Origin of the sequence: Streptomyces sp. SM11, from assembly GCF_002910905.1 — a bacterium.
GTDB lineage: Bacteria > Actinomycetota > Actinomycetes > Streptomycetales > Streptomycetaceae > Streptomyces.
In genome coordinates, this window is record NZ_NEUE01000250.1 from 1 (window position 1) to 18,326 (window position 18,326).

Annotated in this window: 15 protein-coding genes and 3 pseudogenes; 12 read left to right on the top strand and 6 right to left on the bottom strand. The window is 72.7% G+C overall.

All coding sequences use genetic code 11. From position 1 onward, the window contains the following. Window positions 1-2,759 (top strand): SbcC/MukB-like Walker B domain-containing protein (locus B9S58_RS26375; protein WP_103534529.1); only part of this gene is annotated, 2,759 nt, incomplete at its 5' end. Further along, complete coding sequence (locus B9S58_RS26380; RefSeq protein ID WP_103534530.1) at window positions 2,749-4,029, top strand: TIGR02679 family protein; 1,281 nt, start codon at window positions 2,749-2,751, stop codon at window positions 4,027-4,029. The genes B9S58_RS26375 and B9S58_RS26380, both read left to right, overlap by 11 nt. Window positions 4,030-4,131: 102 nt before the next feature. On the opposite strand, the gene B9S58_RS26385 is transcribed toward B9S58_RS26380, so the two are convergent. Together B9S58_RS26385 and B9S58_RS26390 are read right to left on the bottom strand one after the other, a co-directional pair. Next, window positions 4,132-4,524: a DNA-binding protein gene (locus B9S58_RS26385; RefSeq protein WP_103534531.1), complete on the bottom strand. Its 393-nt coding sequence runs from the start codon at window positions 4,522-4,524 to the stop codon at window positions 4,132-4,134. Further along, entirely contained in the window at window positions 4,521-4,799 is a 279-nt protein-coding gene (locus B9S58_RS26390) for a hypothetical protein (RefSeq protein ID WP_103534575.1), read from the bottom strand. Before B9S58_RS26390 ends, B9S58_RS26385 begins: the two co-directional genes overlap by 4 nt. Window positions 4,800-5,231: 432 nt before the next feature. Here B9S58_RS26390 and B9S58_RS26395 point away from each other — a divergent pair, with 432 nt between their 5' ends. Next, window positions 5,232-6,281 carry a hypothetical protein gene (locus B9S58_RS26395; protein WP_103534532.1) on the top strand — a complete coding sequence of 350 codons (1,050 nt, stop codon included), beginning with the start codon at window positions 5,232-5,234 and terminating at the stop codon, window positions 6,279-6,281. A gap of 153 nt (window positions 6,282-6,434) precedes the next feature. Further along, window positions 6,435-6,533 (top strand): annotated as a pseudogene (locus tag B9S58_RS40315) (hypothetical protein); the annotation flags it as partial. A gap of 29 nt (window positions 6,534-6,562) precedes the next feature. Here B9S58_RS40315 and B9S58_RS26400 read toward each other — a convergent pair. Then, window positions 6,563-7,280, bottom strand: a pseudogene (locus B9S58_RS26400) (response regulator). 424 nt (window positions 7,281-7,704) lie between these two features. On the opposite strand from B9S58_RS26400, the gene B9S58_RS26405 reads away from it, so the two are divergent. The 5 genes and pseudogenes from B9S58_RS26405 to otsB all read left to right on the top strand — a co-directional run bounded on the left by B9S58_RS26405 (window position 7,705) and on the right by otsB (window position 13,645). Further along, window positions 7,705-8,505 (top strand): thioesterase II family protein, encoded by an 801-nt coding sequence (locus tag B9S58_RS26405; RefSeq protein ID WP_103534533.1) that lies wholly within the window; start codon window positions 7,705-7,707, stop codon window positions 8,503-8,505. A gap of 124 nt (window positions 8,506-8,629) precedes the next feature. Then, window positions 8,630-9,130: pseudogene (locus tag B9S58_RS26410) on the top strand (serine/threonine-protein kinase); the annotation flags it as partial. Between the two features lie 189 nt (window positions 9,131-9,319). Further along, on the top strand, window positions 9,320-10,156 hold the full coding sequence (locus tag B9S58_RS26415; protein WP_103534534.1) for an ABC transporter ATP-binding protein: 837 nt from the start codon (window positions 9,320-9,322) through the stop codon (window positions 10,154-10,156). Then, complete coding sequence (locus B9S58_RS26420) at window positions 10,150-12,669, top strand: FtsX-like permease family protein (RefSeq protein ID WP_103534535.1); 2,520 nt, start codon at window positions 10,150-10,152, stop codon at window positions 12,667-12,669. Before B9S58_RS26415 ends, B9S58_RS26420 begins: the two co-directional genes overlap by 7 nt. A gap of 124 nt (window positions 12,670-12,793) precedes the next feature. After that, complete coding sequence (gene otsB, locus B9S58_RS26425; protein ID WP_103534536.1) at window positions 12,794-13,645, top strand: trehalose-phosphatase; 852 nt, start codon at window positions 12,794-12,796, stop codon at window positions 13,643-13,645. Window positions 13,646-13,666: 21 nt separating this feature from the next. Here the strand turns inward: otsB and B9S58_RS26430 are convergent, their stop codons facing one another. Both B9S58_RS26430 and B9S58_RS26435 read right to left on the bottom strand, forming a co-directional pair. Further along, entirely contained in the window at window positions 13,667-14,338 is a 672-nt protein-coding gene (locus B9S58_RS26430) for a bifunctional 2-polyprenyl-6-hydroxyphenol methylase/3-demethylubiquinol 3-O-methyltransferase UbiG (RefSeq protein WP_103534537.1), read from the bottom strand. Between the two features lie 156 nt (window positions 14,339-14,494). Continuing rightward, complete coding sequence (locus B9S58_RS26435) at window positions 14,495-14,956, bottom strand: hypothetical protein (protein WP_103534538.1); 462 nt, start codon at window positions 14,954-14,956, stop codon at window positions 14,495-14,497. A gap of 259 nt (window positions 14,957-15,215) precedes the next feature. Between B9S58_RS26435 and B9S58_RS39445 the strand changes: the two genes are divergently transcribed. From B9S58_RS39445 to B9S58_RS26450, 3 genes are all read left to right on the top strand, one after another. Beyond that, window positions 15,216-15,500, top strand: a complete 285-nt coding sequence (locus B9S58_RS39445; RefSeq protein WP_103534539.1) for a hypothetical protein — start codon at window positions 15,216-15,218, stop codon at window positions 15,498-15,500. Window positions 15,501-15,549: 49 nt separating this feature from the next. After that, window positions 15,550-15,873: a tetratricopeptide repeat protein gene (locus B9S58_RS39450; RefSeq protein ID WP_103534540.1), complete on the top strand. Its 324-nt coding sequence runs from the start codon at window positions 15,550-15,552 to the stop codon at window positions 15,871-15,873. A 556-nt stretch (window positions 15,874-16,429) separates the two neighbouring features. After that, window positions 16,430-16,825 carry an ArsR family transcriptional regulator gene (locus tag B9S58_RS26450; RefSeq protein WP_146063568.1) on the top strand — a complete coding sequence of 132 codons (396 nt, stop codon included), beginning with the start codon at window positions 16,430-16,432 and terminating at the stop codon, window positions 16,823-16,825. Between the two features lie 54 nt (window positions 16,826-16,879). Here B9S58_RS26450 and B9S58_RS26455 read toward each other — a convergent pair whose 3' ends face one another. Further along, window positions 16,880-18,283 carry a trehalose-6-phosphate synthase gene (locus tag B9S58_RS26455; RefSeq protein ID WP_103534542.1) on the bottom strand — a complete coding sequence of 468 codons (1,404 nt, stop codon included), beginning with the start codon at window positions 18,281-18,283 and terminating at the stop codon, window positions 16,880-16,882. Window positions 18,284-18,326 lie beyond the last annotated feature (43 nt).

The following is an 18,326-nucleotide window of genomic DNA, read 5'->3' on the forward strand; positions in this document are numbered from 1 at the left end:
CCCGCGCCGGGCAGGAGCGCGCCCAGGAGGCGGCCCGAGCCGCCGAGACGGAGGAGCGGGCGGCCCAGGACGCGCTCGGTGCCGTCCACACGCGGGCCCGGGAGGAACTTCGGCGGTGGCAGGACCAGTACGGGCAGCTGCTGCCCGAAGGCACCGCCGAGCCGCTCGCGCAGGCACTCGATGCCGCCGCCGAACCGGACGGCCGGGAAGCCGGTATCCCCGTACTCACCGACCTGTTCACCGAGGCCACCGCCGCCGCCGTCCAGGGCCTGCGTGACCGGCTCGCCGCCTTGCGAGGCGAGCGCGGCGCGCTGGAGGCCCGCCGGGCCGAGACCGAGGCGGAACGGACCCGGATCGCCGCCGAACACGATGACGCCCCGCCGACCGCCCGCGGCCGCACCGCCGACCGTGACAGCCTGGAAGGCGCTCTCCCGTTGTGGCGGCTGGTCGACTTCGCGGACGGCCTCGACGACACGGAACGCGCGGGAGTGGAGGCGGCCCTGGAGGCCTCCGGCCTGCTCGACGCGCTCGTCACCTCCGACGAGCCCCCCACCAGTGGCGGCGACGGATACCTGCGTGTCACCGCCCCCGTCGACGGTCCCAGCCTCGCCGACCTGCTGCGCCCCGAGACCGGTACGCCCATCTCGGCCGCCCGGATCACCGCCGTACTCAGGTCGGTCGCCGTCGCCGACACGGCGGGCGCGGCGACCGCCGTCTGCCCCGACGGCCGTTACGCCGCCGGAATCCTCATCGGCTCCCACACCAAACGCCACGCCGAGTACATCGGCGCCACCGCCCGGACGCGCCGCCGCGCCGAACGCATCGCCGCCTGCGACACCGTCCTGTCCGAACTGGGCGTCCGGTTGGAGGAGGTGGCGCGATCCAGGTCCGGCTGTGAGCAGAGCCTTCAGGAGTACGACACCGCTCGCGCCGCCCTGCCCCGTACCGCCGCCCTCGCCCCGTGCCTGCGCGCACTGGACCGCGCCGTCGCAGCCCTGCGCGCCACCCGCACAGCCTCCGATGCCGCCCAGTCCGTCTACGACGAGACGCAGGCCGCCTGCGCTGTCGCGGTACGTGCCCTGCATCGCGCCGAGTCCGAGCATGGCGTCACCGCCCAGGATGTCGACGACATCGAGTCCGCCACGCGCGCCTTCGAACGGGAGGCGGGCGAACTGGCCGCCCGGCGTCGAGAGCACCTCCGGCAGACCGAGTCCGCCACGGCCGCCGCCGACCGGCTCACGGTCGCCGCGGAGGACGAGGAGGCCGCCGCCGAGGCCGAACGCGCCGCCCGCCGCCGCCACGCCGAGGAGTCCGCCGGACTCCAGGCGCTGCGCGAGGCCGTCGGCGCCGAGGCGCGGCAGGTCATGGCACGCGTCGAGGAGACCGAGGACAGCCTGGAGGCCGCCGCGCGGGAGACGGACGCCGCCCGCGGTGTCAAGGACGAGGCGATCGGCCGCCTGGCCGCCGCCGAGGCTCGCCGCACCGCCGCCGCCGAAGCGCTGCGGGTCGCCGTCACCGAGGAGAAGGACACCGCCCGCGGCCTGGCCCCGTACGCGGCCCGCGAACTCCTCGACATCCTGCGCTGCCCGTCCGGCCTGGCCTGGCCCGCGCAGGAGGCCGACTGGACGGGCGAGAGTCTGCCGCGGGCCGCCGTCGCCGTCCACGAGGCGATCCTGACCGCCACGCGTGAACTCGCGCCCACCGAGTCCAGCGTCAAGCAGTCCGTCACCCGTCTCACCACGGCTCTGGAGGACCTGCACGCCCATCTCGCCGCCGCTGGACAGGACTACCAGCCTGCCTGGGACAGCTCCAGCGGTGTCATCACCGTCACCGTCGCTGACGAACAGGGCCCGTTGCCCATCGCCTCCTTCGCCGAGAAGATCGCCTCCCACCGCCGCGACCAGGCCGAACTCCTCTCCGACTCCGAGCAACGCATCCTCGAGGACGCCCTTCTCACCCGCCTCGCCCAGCAGATCCACGACCGCACCGTCGACGCCCGAGACCTGATCCGCCGCATGAACACCGACATGCGCGAGCGCCGCATGTCCTCGGGCACCACGGTCGGCGTCAGCTGGTTGCTCGCCGACGGCCTCGACGACGAACAGCGTGCCGTCTGCGCCCTCCTGGACGCCGACGCCGCCCGCCTCGGCCCCGAGAAGCTGGCCCGCATGCGCACCCACTTCGCCGCGCAGATCAAGAACGCCCGAGCCCGGCAGCGCGAGGCCCCCTACCGGCAGCTGCTCGCCGAGGTCCTGGACTACCGGAGCTGGCGCCAGTTCGCCTTCCAGCTGGTACGCCCCGGCGGCGCCGAGGAACGCCTCACCCGCGCCCGGCACAGCCGCCTCTCCGGCGGCGAGCAGTCCGTCTCCCTGCACCTGCCGTTGTTCGCCGCCGCCCACGCCATGCTCAACTCCGCGCACCCCGACGCCCCGCGTCTGCTCGCCCTCGACGAGGCGTTCGCCGGCGTCGACGACACGGGTCGCGGCGAACTCATGTCGCTGGCTGCCCAGTTCGACCTCGACCTGTTCATGACCGGGTACGACCTGTGGGCCGTGCACAGCGCGGTGCGTGCCGCCGCCCACTACGACCTCGCGCACTCCGCCGTCGACCACACCGTCTCCGCGCTCCTGCTCCTGTGGGACGGTGAACGCCTGCACGCCGACGACAGCGGCACCCTGAGCAGCATGCTCGGCTCACCAGGTACCCGCTCCGCAGCCCGGCAGGAACTAAAGGTCCAGGAGGCCCAGCTTGTCGACTGACAGCCAGCCGTCCCCGCCGTCGTACACCGAGCTCCGCGAGGAAGGCTGGCGGCGCCTGCTCGCCGCCGCCCGCCGCCGTCTGGAGCGCAGCGGCGGCATCGTCCACGGCGACATCGGCCTCACTTCCCCCACCGAGGCCGAACGTCGCATCGTCATCGGCGTCACCGGCCGGTACCGCCCCGAGACCGCCAGACGCCTCACCATCCCCCTGGCAGACCTCGACGCCTACCTGCACACACGCTACGGAACCGGCCTGCTCCAGACCCTGGGCCGCCTGCACGGTCCGCTGCGCGACCGCCCCGCCGAACGCGCCGACGAGGCGGCCGCCGGTGCCCGGGCCCTCGCGGCAGCCCAGGCCTCACCTCTCGCCGACCAGGGCTGGTACCCGGCCTGGCTGGAGCGGATCGCCGCCGACGGCACCCTCACCCGCCTCCTGCGGCGAGGCGACGCGGCACTGCTCCAGGCCGCCGTCCGGGTCCTGGGGAAACTCCCCGGAATACGGGGCGACGCGGGCCGAAGCCCCCTGCCCCTGCCGGTCCTCGCCGAGTGGGCCACCGGCGACACCAAGGCGCTGCTGCCGGGCGGCCCGCTCGAACAGCTCGTACTGCGCGCTCTCGCCCAACGCACCGCCGCGGGCGACGGGCAGCCGGTGGGGGCCGTCCCCCGAGACCGGGCCGGACGCCGCGCGCTGTGGGAGAGCGCCGGAGCCGTCGCCGACGACCTCGCCAGCCAGGTCCTCGTCCTCAACATCGGCGCCCGCGGAGACGACGTGGTGTGCGACTGGCTGCGTGACGCCGCCGGCTTCGGCATCCCCTTCCGCCTCACCCTCCACCAGCTGACGACTGCCGCCGTCGTCCCCGCCGCCCGTGAGATCCACGTCTGCGAGAACCCGGCAGTGCTGCGCGTGGCCGCCGCCGAACTCGAAGACCGCGCCGCCGCCCTGGTCTGCACCGAAGGCATCCCGTCGGCCGCCTGCCACAAGCTGCTCGCCGCCGCCGCCCTGTCCGGCGCCCGTCTGCACTGGCGCGCCGACTTCGACTGGACCGGCCTGCGTATCACCGCCGCCGCCATGGAGCGCCATGGCGCCCGGCCCTGGCGCATGAGCACGGCCGACTACCGCAGTGCCCTGGCGGGAGGTGCCTCCACGCCGCTGACCGGACCACCCGCCGCCAGCCCCTGGGACCCCGCCCTCGCTTCCGCGATGAGCGAGTCGGGCCAGGCGGTCATGGAGGAACGACTGCTGCCCGAACTCCTCTCGGACCTCGGCTGATGAGCTGGGTACCGGCGACATGCCGGCAGAGCCGGGTCCCGGACGTGACCGGCAGCGGTTGACGCTGTTGCGAGTCTCCTGGGCACCGGGGTGCGGCGTGAGTCAGATTCTGATCACGCGGATGCCGGGGCCGCACAGAATGAGGAGATCAGCAGGGTCCGAGGTGAGGACGGTCACCGGGGAGGGCGAGGCGAGGACGGTGGCGGCCACGATGGCGTCGAGAGCGTACTTGTGGCCGTGCAGGCTTGCTGAGGCGAGGAGCTTGCTGGCGTGGTGGGCGCTGGCTTCCGTGGGCGGCACGATGTTCACGCGTGAGACGGCGTAGTCGAAGCGGGCCTGGTTGGTCTTGGGGTCGCGGGCTTCGACGAGTGTCACGGAGCTCGTGATGACGCGGATGTCCTCGGCTTCGGCCGCGGCGAGCCATTCGGTGAGCTCGGGCGTGCGTCGTACGAGCTTGGACAGGCCCTCGCAGTCCAGGACGAGCGTGCCGCTCACGCGGCGTCCGCCGAGCCGGCCGCGTCAGCGCGCAGGAGTGCCCGCTTGGCCTCGACCGCTGCCTGGTCGACCGGGCCGTGCTCGGCTTCCGCGTCTTCGATGAGTTCGCGCAGCCGGTCCCGTTCGAGTTGGCGCTGGATGAGGGCTTCGACGTAGGCGGACATGCCGCGCTTGCCGGTTCGTGCCTTGAGTGCCGTGATGGTGCCTTCGTGGAGGGAGACGGAGACTGGGCGGACGGGACCTTCGCCGGGAGCGGGAGCGGGGGTGGTGGCCATGGAAGCCATTTTAACAAAACTCTTGTTATTGAGCGGGGTGATTCCGCGACGTTGCGGCCTGACCGGAAGTAGGAGGCGGATTCCCCCGCGGGGTACAGATCCTCTGCGATCACTAAGCGCGACGACGCGATCCGTGGGCTGACGCGCGAGGAACTGCTCGCGCTGCCCGCGGCCGTGGATGCGGTGATGGACTCTGTTCGGGGCTTCATGAACCGGTTGGCCGGACAGGGAATGGAATGCCGTGGTCGGCACTTCGAGTCGGAACTTCCACCGCGCGATGTTCTCCCGGCTGCTGTCGCACACCGAATACGACGTCCGGAAGGCCGGCGGGGTGCGACGGAGTGTGGGGTGGTGGCGAATCGTCGGGTCGGGGGCCCGGCTAGCGTGGCGCGAATGCGTGTGATGAATGGCGACGAAGGACAGAGCCGGGCAATGGATGGGCGTGACCGGGAGGGCGTTTCCGGCGAGGTGCCGGTGGCGGACGGAGCTGTGACCGGGGACGGTCCAGCGGGCCGGGTTCCCGGGCGCGTGGTGGTGCTCGGGACGAGCGGGGCGGGAAAGTCCACTCTCGGCGCGCCCCTCGCAGCCCTGATCGGTGCCGCCCACAGCGGACTCGACCGGTTCCAGCACGGGCCCAACTGGACGCAGGCGACGCCCGAGGAGTTCCGGAAGAGGGCCCTGGCGGAGGCAGAGAGTCCGCGCTGGCTGTTCGACGGCAACTACATCGACCGCGTCGCCGCCGATCTGTGGCCGCGTGCCGACCTGATCGTCTGGCTCAACCCGCCGTTGCCGGTGATCCTGCGGCGGTTGTTCGTCCGCAGCCTGAAGCGGATCGTTCTGCGTACCGAGTTGTGGGGTGGAAATCGCGAGGGCTGGGGTGCGCTCTTCAGCCGTAACTCGGTCCTGCGGTGGGCCGTACGGTCCGACCGGCGACATGTCGAGGAACTGCCGGGCCGGCTCGCGGAGCTTGAAGCGCAGGGTGTCGAGGTCGTACGGCTGCGCTCCGGCGCCGATGCCCGCGCCTGGTCGCGCGCCATGGACGAGCGGGTGCGGGCCCGCGTGACGGAGGTTTTCACGCGGGCGGTGGCGCCTTCCGGGGAACCCTGGAGGGTGCTCGACGCGGCGGACGTGCTGCCGAGGGATTGCTCGGACTGTCTCGCGGCCACTTTTCCCGACAGCCCTCAGATGAACCTGATCGAGCGGGGCAGGGCGGCGTCCGGGGCCGGGGCGGTGGCGCCGGTGTGGCGGGCCGCAGTGGACGGTCTCCTCGCGACAGGTGGTGGTGAAGCCGTGATCCGGGCCTTCACCCGTTGGGAGAGCGGCCCCTCGGAGACCGGCGACGGGGTGGAGCCCGGAGCGCCAACCGCCCGGCAGGCGGTCGCGGAGGAGGCCGCCCCGGCGGACGGGGCATCGCTGCGGCTCCGCTTTGTCTCCGGCGGAGGGCATGGCGTCCTGACGGTCGCGTACGCGAAGAGCGACTGACCGGCGGGGACCGGTCATCGACCGGGCATGTCCAGGTTCGGCTTCCGGTCACGGCCTGTAGGTGGTAGTTGTGCGGGCAGGGATGCCTTTCAACGCCATTTGCCCCGAGCGCAGCAAATGCAATATGTCAAGACCGTCATCTCCGTGGTCAGCATGGGTTTCCTGCGCGGACTCTCGGCTGCCCACATGGAGACGATCCCAGCGATCAACGACTGGGTCGCGCATCCGATCGCCAAGGACCCTGTTCTGTCGGCCACGGGACTGAGGGTCATCCGTAACCGTCACCAGTTGCGCGCCAACCGGCAGATGGCCGATCTCGCCGACCCGTCCGCCGCCTTGCACCTGGTCGGCGAACTCTCCAGGCCGTTGCCCCAGACCCAGGCGGCGATGCCGACTCTGTTGCGTACGTCCAGTTTGCGCTGGACGTTGGCGACATGCGTCTTGGCCGTACCCGCCGAGATGAAGAGCGCGGCCCCGATCTCCGCGTTGGTCATCCCCTTCGCGACCAGCCGGGCGATCTCTCTCCCGGTCCGTCAGCGCGTCCAGCGGCTTCGCGGCCCGGGGTCTGCCGGTGTCCCGGTGGCGCCGCAGCAGGCTGACCGTGAGGGAGGGGCTGATCAGGGTGTCGCCCGCCATCGCGGAGCGCACCGCCTCCACCAGCAGCGTCGGGCCCGAGCGCTTCAGCAGGAAGCCGCAGGCGCCGTCGCGCAGCGCGGTGTGGACGTATTCGTCGAGTCCGAAGGTCGTCACCACCACCACGCGCATCGGGCTCTCGGCGTCGGGCCCGGCGAGTCGCCGGGTGACCTCCAGGCCGTCCATGCGCGGCATGCGGATGTCGGCGAGTACGACGTCCGGGCGCAGTTCCGCGGCGAGTTCGACGGCCCGCAGACCGTCGGAGGCCTCGCCGACCACTTCCATGTCGGGCTGGGAATCCAGGATGAGTCGGAATCCGATGCGTACGGATTCCTGGTCGTCGGCGAGGAGTATGCGAGTGGTCACGACCGGCACCGTAGTTCGCGTTCGCCCTGTCCGGCCAGCGGAACGCTACGCGCTGGTTTCCGCGGTCTCCCCGGCCGGGCCATGGCTCTGGGCGCGCGGGCCGTCCGGCAGTTGGAGTCTACGGTGGCACGCTCTCCGGAACAGCTGAGCACCGGCCGGATTCCGGCCATGTGACGCAGACGGAATCGGCTTCCGGGGCCGGTGGTTACGGGGCGGAAAAGGGCGCTGCGCCTTGAACTGCCGGTTCGTGACGGGCTGCTCTTCAACACAGCGCGGCGAGGCCGGTGATGGCCCTGCCGCAGGGCGCGTTCCGCCACGCGTTCCCCCGCCGCCCGACTCCCCGTCTCTCAACTCGCAGGCGTCCAACTCGCCGTCGCTCGACGCCCCGTCGCCCAGCGCCTCTCACGGCCCGAAGGATCACCGGATGAACGTCGGCGCCCACCGCATCGCACCGTCGGCGAACGTCAGCCCGGACGGCTGGCTGCGTCGCTACCCCGCGACGGCCGGCGTCCGCCGCAGGCTGCTGGTCCTGCCGCACGCGGGCGGATCGGCCGGCTTCTTCCACGCCTGGGGCACCGCGTTCGACAGCGGTACGGAGGTCCTCGTCGCGCGCTACCCCGGTCGCCACGACCGGCTGGGAGACCCCTGCATCACGACGATGGAGGAGCTGGCCGACCGGGTGTCCGAGGCGATCCTCCCTTTCCACGACGTGCCGTTGTCGCTCTTCGGGCACAGCATGGGAGCCTCGCTCGCCCACGAGGTGGCGCTGCGCCTCGGGCGTCGGCACGGAAAGCATCCGGCGGCCCTGCACGTATCGAGCCGCAGGCCGCCGCACCGGCTGACACCGCGCGCCCTGCACGAGCAGGGTGACGAAGCACTGATCGCGGAGATGCGACGGCTCGGCGGCACCGCCGAAGCGGTCCTCCGGGACCCGGACCTCCGGGAGATCGTCCTGCCCGCCATCCGCGCCGACTTCACGATCGTCGGGACCTACGGACCGCGCGCCGCCGATCCGGTCGGCTGCCCCGTGTACGCGTACATCGGGGACGAGGACCCGGGCGCCTCGGTGGAGGACATGTCGGCGTGGTCCGATGTCGCCTCCGGCGGCTTCCAGCTGGACGTCCTGCCCGGAGGCCACTTCTACCTGGTCGACCAGCACGAGTCCCTGGTCCGGTCCGTCCTCGCCCGGCTGCACTCCGCCGACGACGGTTCGCGCCGTCCCTGACCGCACTCCGGCCGGGATCCGCATGATGCACGGGTGTGCGGAACTCCTATCCTGGGCGGGCGCGAACGGCTCCGGCCGGCGCGAACGACCGTAGGGGAAACGGCCATCGGGGGATCGGGGCGGCATGGGCGAGGGCACGGGCAAGGACAGCGGGCGGTATTCGGCGATGGAGGGCATACGGCCGCTCGCGGCCGGTGACCCGGCTCGGATCGGGCCCTATCCGCTGCTCGGCCGGCTCGGTGCGGGCGGGATGGGCCGGGTGTATCTGGCCCGCTCGGCGGGCGGGCGCACGGTGGCCGTGAAGGTGGTGCACGAGGAGCACATCGCGAACGGGGAGTTCCGGGCCCGCTTCCGCCGGGAGATCGAGTCGGCCCGCCGGGTCGGCGGGCGCTACACCGCCCCGGTGCTGGACGCCGACGCGGACGCCGCGCAGCCGTGGGTGGCCACCGGCTATGTGCCCGGCCCCTCACTCGAACAGGCCGTCCGGGAGCATGGTCCGCTGCCGGCCGATTCGGTGAACGCCCTGGCCGAAGGGTTGTTGAGAGCGCTGCGCGGTATCCATGCCGCCGGGATCGTCCACCGGGACCTGAAGCCGTCCAACGTACTGCTCACCGGGGCAGGGCCCGTGGGAGGGCGGGCCGGGGCTCCGGTGACGGACGCGGCGGGCTGGGAAGGAGCATGCCGGGCACGCTACGAGACGGCCCGGCGCCCCGGCCACCCCGTCCGCTGCCACCCCGGTGGTGGAGCTGGCTCCACCACGGAACTCCACCTCGCCGCGATGTGCCGTGCGAGCGGCGCCGGTTGAGTGGACCCCATGAATCCAGCATCGACCACCGACCAGGTACCGGCCGTCCGGCTCCGGTCCGTCACTCGCTCCTACGGCCGTGGCGGCAGCGACGGCAGCATGGTGAAAGCGCTCGACGATGTCAGCCTGACCGTCCGCCGCGGTACGTTCACCGCGGTCATGGGGCCCTCCGGCTCCGGCAAGTCGACGCTCCTGCACTGCCTCGCGGGCCTGGACCGGCCGACCGGCGGCCGGGTGCTGCTGGGCGACAGCGATCTGACCGGACTGAGCGAGGCCCGGCTGACCCGGCTGCGCCGGGAGCGGATCGGCTTCGTCTTCCAGGCGTTCAACCTGCTGCCCTCCCTGACGGCCGCGCAGAACGTGGCTCTGCCGCTGAGGCTCGCCGGACGGCGGCCGCGCAAGGCCGACGTGCTCGACGCGCTGGACCGGGTCGGCCTGCGCGAACGGGCCCGTCACCGGCCCGGCGAGCTGTCCGGCGGCCAGCAGCAGCGGGTGGCCGTCGCCCGCGCCCTGGTGACCAGGCCCGAGGTGCTCTTCGGCGACGAGCCGACCGGCGCCCTGGACTCCACCGCCGGGCGCGCGGTGCTCGGCCTTCTGCGCGACATGACCGACGACGGACGCACCGTGATCATGGTGACCCACGACCCGGTCGCCGCCTCCTTCGCCGACCGGGTCGTCTTCCTCGCCGACGGCCGGATCCGGGACGAGCTGGACGCGCCCTCGGCGGAGCGGGTCGCGGCGCGCATGGCGGCGGGCTCCGGCCCGGCGGCCGGAGCGTCCCCGGCCTTCTCGAAGGGCCCGGCCCTCTCGGAGACCTCGGCCTCCTCGGGGGCGGTCCCGTGCTGATGCTCGCTCTGCGCGGGGTGCGGACGCGCTGGGTCACCTTCGTCGGGTCGTTCGTCGCCCTGGCCCTGGGGGTGGGCCTGATCGCCGCCACCGGACTCGCCCTCGCCGCGACGTTCGACGCCCCGGAGCGTGGGCCCGAACGCTTCGCCGCCGCTCCCGTCGTCGTCAAGGCCGCCGGCCTCCTCCGGGTCGATACGCCGACCGGAACCCGGACCGGCCCCCTCGATCGCCCCGGCCCGGTCCCGCCGTCGCTCGTCGGTCAACTGGGCGTCCTCGGCCGCACGGTGGAGGACCGGATGTTCCCGGTGGACGTCCTGGCGCCCGGTAGCGGCGCCGGTAGCGGCGCCGACGCCGGCTCCGGGACCAGGGTCGGACACCCGTGGTCCGTCGCCGCCGGAGCCCCGTACCGTCTCACCACCGGCCGGGCCCCCGCCGCCCCCGGCGAAGTCGTCGTCACCACCGGGCCCGGCGGAACCGTGCTCCGTACCGGGGACCGCGTCCAGGTCCGCACCCCGGCCGGGAGCGCCACCCGGACCGTCGTCGGCACCGTGGCGGGCCGGGGCTTCGAGGAGGCCGTCTTCTTCACCGACGGCGAGGCCGCCCGGATCTCCCCGGGCATCGACGCCCTCGTGGTGCACGCCGAAGCCGCCGCCGTACGCAGGACGCTCGGGCCGGACAGCGGCATGGAAGTCCTCACCGGCCCCGACCGCCGCCGCGCCGACCCCGACCCCGACCGCGACTCCCGGGTCATGGTCTCCGTCAACGCGCTGCTCGGCACCGCCGCGGGCATCACCCTGTTCGTCTCCGCCGCCGTCGTTGCCTCGACGTTCTCCTTCGCCGTGGCCCAACGGCGGCGGGAGTTCGGCCTGTTGCGCACCGCCGGCGCGACCCCCGGCCAGATCCGCCGTACGGTGTGCGCCGAGGCGGTCCTCATCGGGGTCCTGGCCTCGGCGGCGGGCGCGTGGCTCGGAGCCCGGGGCGCCCCCCTGCTGGTCGGCCGGATGAAGGAGGCGGGCCTCGCACCGCCCTGGTTCGCCCTGGGGGCCCCGTCCTGGCCGCTGCACGCCGCGTTCTGGACCGGGGTGTGCGTCGCCACGGTGGGGGCGCTCGTCTCCTGCCACCGCGCCGGGCGGACCGCCCCGACCGAGGCGCTGCGCGAGGCGGCCGTCGACAGCCGGGCCATGCCGGTGAGCCGCTGGTTGACCGCCGCCCTGGTCCTGCTCGCCGGACTGGGCCTGCCCGCCCTGGCGTTGGCCGTCGATCCCGGCGACCTGCTGGGCAGAAAGTCCTACGTCACCCGGCCCATGCTCCTCATCGCCGGCGTCGCCCTCCTTGCCCCCGTCCTGGTGCGCCCGGCCGGCCGGCTGCTGACCTGGCTGCCCACGCGGCTGCCCGGCGCCATCGGCGTACTCGTGAGGGAGAACACCGCCGCCGGGGTGCGCAGGACCGCCGCCGTCGCCGCGCCCGTCCTCATCACCGTCGCCCTCGCAGCCTCCCTGACGGGTACCGTCGCCACCCTGGAGGAGGCCAGGGCCACCGAGGCGCGCACCGCCACGACCGCCGACTTCGTGGCGACGTCGGGACAGGAGGGCTGGCCGCTGGCAGCCGCCTTCGTGGAGCGGGTGCGGGCCGTCGAGGGGGCTGTGGTCAGCGTCTCGCGGTCCACCGCCGTCACCGTCCTCGAAGAGGACACGGCCCTCGTCCCCTCCCCGGCCCGCGCGGTCGACCCCGCCCGGCTGGCCGCCGTGTCGGAGCTGCCCGTGACGGCGGGCCGGCTCACCGATCTCGACGACGGCGGGATCGTCGTCAACGAGGAGTGGCTGACCACGCGGGTCGGCGACCGGGTCACCGTCTGGCTGGGCGACGGGCGTGAGACCTCGCTGCGGATCGTCGCCGTCCTGGCCACCGGCACCGGCGACAACGGCGTCTACGTCACCCCGCGCAACGCCGGGGGCGCGGACGTCGACCGGATCGATGTCAAGGTCGCCGAGGACGGTGACCGGAGGGCCGTCGCCGCCGTGCTGCGCACCGCCGCGGCCGACACCGGTACGCAGGTGACGACCCGCGCCGCGTGGCCGGCCGCGAACAGCCCGGGGACGAACGATCACACCAGGACCGGACTCCGGATGATCCTCGGCATCGCACTCCTCTGTACGGCGATCGCCCTGGCCAACACCTTGGTCATGGCAACCTCCGACCGGGTCCGCGACCTCGCCGTGCTCCGCCTCGCCGGGGCCACCGCCCCGCAGGTCCTGCGGCTCGTCGCGGCCGAGGCGGTGGCGGCGGTCGGGGTGGGCGCCGTGCTCGGGGGCGCGGTCGCGGCGGTGAACCTGCTGGTGGTGTGGGGTGCGCTGGTGCTGCTGGGCGTTCCGTCCGTCGTCGTGGTGGTGCCGTGGGCAACGCTCGGCCTCGTCGTCGCGGCCGCCGCGCTCCTGGCCGCCGTCTCCGCCCTCCTGCCGGCCTCGCTCGCTCTGCGCACCCGGCCGGTCGAACTCGCGGGCGCCCGTGAGTAGTCGCCGCAGGCCCCGCGCGGGCGCCCGGGAGCTGTCGTCGTCGGACAGGCGCCGGCGTCCGTGCGCAGCCGTCGTCGGCTCGGCAACGCTCGTGATCAACCCGTCCAGGGCATAGGCTCGCCCCATGGGCAGTCACCCGGACAACCTGCCGAACCCGACCACCCCGGCCGGCCGCGAGGGGCTCGCAGCCGTCCTCGCCCGGCCCGACCGCGCGGTCGTCGCCCTCGACTTCGACGGCACACTCGCCGACATCGTCCCGGACCCGGAGCAGGCCCGCGCCCACCCCGGCACCGTGACCGCGCTCGCCGCGCTCGCGCCGAAGGTCGCCGCCATCGCCGTGATCACCGGCCGCCCGGCGGGCGTCGCGGTGCGCTACGGAGGCTTCGCGGGCGTACCCGGTCTGGAGCATCTCGTCGTGCTCGGACACTACGGTGCCGAGCGCTGGGACGCCGTCACCGGCACCGTCCACGCCCCCGCCCCGCACCCCGGCGTCACCGCGGTGCGCGCCGAACTCCCCGGCGTACTGCACGAATTCGGCTCCTGGCACGGCACGTGGATCGAGGAGAAGGGGCAGGCGGTCGCCGTGCACACGCGGCGTGCCGAGGATCCGCAGGCGTCCTTCGAGACGCTGCGCGGACCTCTCGGCGAGCTGGCCGCGCGGCACGGGCTGATCGTCGAACCGGGCCGCCTGGTCCTGGAGTTGCGCCCGCCCGGAATGGACAAGGGCGTCGCGCTCGCCACGTTCGTCGCGGAGCTGGACGCCGAGTCCGTCATCTACGCGGGCGACGACCTCGGGGACCTCGCCGCGTTCGCCGCGGTGGAGAAGCTGCGGACCGAGGGCCCGGACGGCATCCCGGGACTCCTGGTGTGCAGCGGCAGCGCCGAGGTGCCCGAACTGGCCGAGCGCGCCGACCTGTCGGTGCCGGGCCCGGCCGCGGTGGTGGACTTCCTGGCGGCCCTGGCCGAACGGCTGTAGGCGGCGGGCCCCGGCCGGGTGTCAGGCCTTCGCGGTCACGAGCAGCGTGCCGAGAGCGGCCCGGTCCGGGTTCGGCAGCACCTCCGTGTGGACGGCTGCGAAGCCGTGCCGTTTGAGGATGTCCGCCCACTGCCCGGGCCCGTACTGCCAGCGCAGTACCGTCAGGTCGGTCTCGCGGCCCTCCAGCCACGTGCCGCCCATCCGCTGGGCCCCGTACTGCCCGGTCACCGGCTCGCGGTGCGAGAAGCCGAAGACGCCGCCCGACATGAGACGCGCGGCGACGCGCGGGAACAGTTCCTCGGGATCGGTGAACCAGACTGCCCCCCATGTCGAGTAGATGGCCTCGTACTCCCGCGGATCGTCGTCCAGGAAGGCGCACGCGTCGGCGTGGACGAATGTCAGGTGCGCTTCGTCGGCCCAGAAGGCGCGGGCTCGGTCGACCTGTACGGCCGAGAAGTCGACTGCGGTCACCTCGACCCCGGCGCGGGCGAGGAACGCGGCGTTCTCACCTTCCGCCGGCCCCAGGTCCAGTGCGCTCGCCGGGCTGCCCAGGAGTTCGGCACCCGGCCCTTCGTCGTCAAGGCCGGTCCAGTTGAACCGGTCGGCCGCAGGGCGGGGCTGGGGGCCTTCGCATCGGTGTGGCTTGTACGTGTCCCAGTATTCGGCGGGGGTGTTGGGGGCGGCGCTGAGCATCGTTTCTCCGGAGTGGCGCGGTGATGGTTCCTGGCGGGGCCGCCAAGCTACTCGCATCGTCCCTGTGTTGTGAGCGAATGACGTGACTCGCTCGGAAGTGGGCAAAAGGGTGCCCGAGGGCGCACGATGCGCCCCGGGCGATGGTCGGCTACCGGATCAGTGGCAGTTCGAGCCGGGCGAACACGGCCCGCACTTGGCGTAGTCGGCCTCCCACAGCTTCCAGTCCACCTCGAACCCGTTGTCCGCGATGATCTGGGCGGTGCGCTCCACGGAGCCGTCGTACTTGAACGCGATCTCCGGGATGTGCTCCAGGAACCGGCCGTCGAAGTGCTCGGCGCAGAACTCCCGGTAGTTGCGGGTGTCCAGGATGAAGACGTGCACGGCGATGTCGACGATGCGGCCGCAGCACATCTCCAGGCTCTGGCCCCACTTCTCCATCGCAGTGACCAGGTACGACACGGCCGCGTGGAACAGCCGGGTCGCCATCACCTCGTCGAAGGGGTTGTCCCGCATGAGCAGGGCGATCTCGCGGTCCCACACCTCCGGCTTGACGTAGGCGCGGGGGTCACGGAACTCGGAGGCCTCGGCGGCCTCCGGCTCGATGGCCAACAGGGTCATGGTGGTGCTCCTCTCGATCGGTGTTTCGAGTGGTGCAGGGTGGGGCGGGCCGGACGAGGTGGAGTCGGGGGCGACTCCACCGAGCCCGCCCGTTCGCCGAGCACCTGCCCTATGGACAGGCCGGCGAGTCCGGGTGTCATACCTGGGGCGGCCACTGGCGCACCGCAGCCGCGTAGCGGAACAGCGAGTCAGTGGACTTGGCCAGCAGCCGCATGTTCGCTGCTGGGTCGGTGACCGGGTCGAGGGCTACCGCGCGGGCGTGGCGAACGGTGTTTATGGCGATGACCTGGGCCCGAAGTTCGGGGCGGTCGCTTTGAGGCTGTCCGAGCGGTGCGTGCAGGAGGCGAAGACGATCGACGACCCGAGGGCGGTGTCTTACTACCAGGCCACGCTGGCCGACGCGGCAGCCCTCGATGGGGCCCGCCGTATGGCAGGGCGGGCACTTGCCGCCTCGCAGGCCGCGATCGAGCGGAACCCCGGGCAGCCGCCCGGTGAGTCGTGGGCGTCGCACTTCAGTGCGGAACCCCGGGCAGCCGCCCGGTGAGTCGTGGGCGTCGCACTTCAGTATCGGCCGGTGGGCCCATCATTCGGGGATGATCCTCTCCCGGCTCGGCGACCTGGACAGCGCTGCCGAGCACCTGGAGCAGGCGCTCGACATCCACGGCCTGGACCGGCGGAGGAGCCGGGCGATCGTCCTCGCGGACCTCGGGAAGGTGCGCTTGCGGCAGGGGGACCTCGACGCGGCCCTGTCCACGTGGACGGAGTTCCTGGACTGCGCGGACGGCGTCCGGTCGGTGAAGATCGGCGAGGCCGCCGAGGACATGAGCACCCGACTGGACCGCTACCGCAGCGTGGCCGCGGCCGAGGCCGACGCCCTCGTCCAGCGCGCCGAGCACCTGCTGACACCCCCGACCTGACCTGCGTCGGCTGCCTCTCCCTGTGACCCCGTGTGGACCTCGGCCCGCGAAAGTCAGCCACGACGCCGGGGCGGCCGGACGGGCGTCCGCCACGTGTGCCACCTGCACCACGGACGGCATCAGCCACGCCTCCTTGATTGCTTCCTCCTCGGCCACGGACGGCCCGCACTGGGCCGGGTAGAGGGTGAGGAACCCCGAGACCGGAGGCGGCCCATGCGGCGGTGCGCCTTCACCTATTAAGACGGAGCGACCCCGGCAGGCCTCTGGCCTGCGCGAACGATCGAAAGATCACCTATCAGCGGGTTGTTCTACCCAGAAACGAATAGATCGGATAGGCCGCTACCCGGTTCTGGATGGGAAATCGTCAGGACTGCATGGGTGTATGCGTTCATGTCTGTCTTCTATTCACTCGTGGGGGTAATCTGTGCGTGCGGCCCGGAAAGTAACCCGGACTGAGACCGTGAACCGGAAGACGGGCGAGGTCAACGACCACACCGTCCGCTCGTCGGTCTCAGTCACAGCTGGTCTCTGGTTCAGGGGAGGAGGGTTCACCACGATGGGATACGCGGCACACTTGGCACTCGCCGACGCGGACCTCAGTGCGGCGGCCTTCAAGCTGTTCCACAAGATGTGCGGCATCCAGAACCGCAAGGACCACGGCCTGGTCATCGTCGAGAATCAGACCAAGTTCGCCGAGCAGGTCGGCATGTCCCAGTCCTCGGTCTCGCGCGGTCTCAAGCAGTTGGTGGAGGAAGGTTTCATCTACGCCGACGGCCGGAACTGGCGTCTGCGTGCCGACTTCGTGTTCAACGGCAACGGGGCCGCACAGGGCCAGGCCATCCGGAGCGTCCCGGATGACGCACCCGACCCGTACGCCGGGAAGAAGCAGTCCGCCGACCTCACCGTCCTCCCCGGCGGTGCTCAAGGGAGCGACCCCGACGGCGAGTCGTAGCCGCCGAGGTTCCCACGGGCAGGGCGCCCGCGCGAAGCCCCGGCGCGTACGGCCTCACCCCTGCCGCAGCGCCTCCAACTGGTCCAGGAACCACTGCTGCGGCGGCAGTGCGGTCGCCGCCTCGGCCAGCCGCTTCGTGCGGCCGGACCGCTCGTCCCCGCTCATCGTCAGCGCCTCGTGCAGGGCCTCCGCCGTGCCCGTCACGTCGTACGGGTTCACCACGATCGCGTCCTCGCCCAGCTCCTCGTACGCCCCCGCCTCCCGCGACAGCACCAGCGCGCAGCCATGGTCGGAGACGACCGGGACCTCCTTGGCGACCAGGTTCATCCCGTCGCGGATCGGGTTGACCAGGGCCACGTCCGCCAGTCGGTACGCGGCCAGCGAGCGCGCGAAGTCGTCCTTGACGTGGAGGACGACCGGCGTCCAACCCTCGGTGCCGTATGCCCCGTTGATTTCCGTGGCCAGGGTCTGCACCGCCGCCGTGTAGTCCCGGTAGACGGCGAGGTCCTGCCGGGAGGGGTAGGCGAAGGCGATGTGGACGACGCGCTCACGCCACTCGGGGTGGGTGTCCAGCAGGGCCCGGTACGCGTGCAGGCCGCGCACGATGTTCTTGGACAGTTCGGTGCGGTCCACCCGGACGATGGTCTTCCGGCCCTCGCCGACCTGCTCCCGCAGTGCCGCCATCCGCTCCGTCACGTCCGGCTCCTGGGAGCGCCGGCGCAGGAAGTCCGCGTCGGCCCCGAGGCCGTGCACCCCGATCCTGGTCCGGCCGGTGCCGCCGAGGATCTCCGTACAGCAGCCGATGAACGCGTCCGCCCAGCGGCGGGTCAGGAACGCGGCCCGGTCCGCGCCGAGGATGCCGCGCAGCAACTGTTCGGCGATGTCGTCGGGGAGCAGCCGGAAGTAGTCGACGGGCGCCCACGGGGTGTGCGAGAAGTGGCCGATCCTGAGGTCCGGGCGCAGCTCGCGGAGCATGCCGGGGACCAGGGCCAGGTGGTAGTCCTGGACGAGGACGGAGGCTTCCGGGCCCGCCTCCTCGGCGAGCGCCCGGGCGAAGGCCCGGTTGTACGTCTCGTAGGAGGCCCACTGGCGGCGGAACTCCGCGTCGAAGACCGGCTCCACGGGGGTCTGGTAGAGCAGGTGGTGGACGAACCACAGCACCGAGTTCGCGATGCCGTTGTACGCGTCGGCGTGGATCCCGGCGGCGATGTCGAGCATCCGTACGCCCGCCTCGCCGACCCCGCGCCGCACCGCCTCGCGGTCGCCGTCGCCCAGGGCCGCGCAGACCCACAGCTTGTCGTCGACGGCGCTCAGTCCGGAGACGAGACCGCCCCCTCCGCGCTTGGCGTCGAGCGTCCCGTCCTCGCCGAGCGTGTACGAGACGGGGCCGCGGTTGGACGCGACGAGGACCTGGGCGGTGGAGGCGGCGGCTGCGGGTTCGGCGTGCTCGGAGACCATGTAGCGGAACCTAGCCCGTTGGGGAAGCCGCCAAACGCCTCCC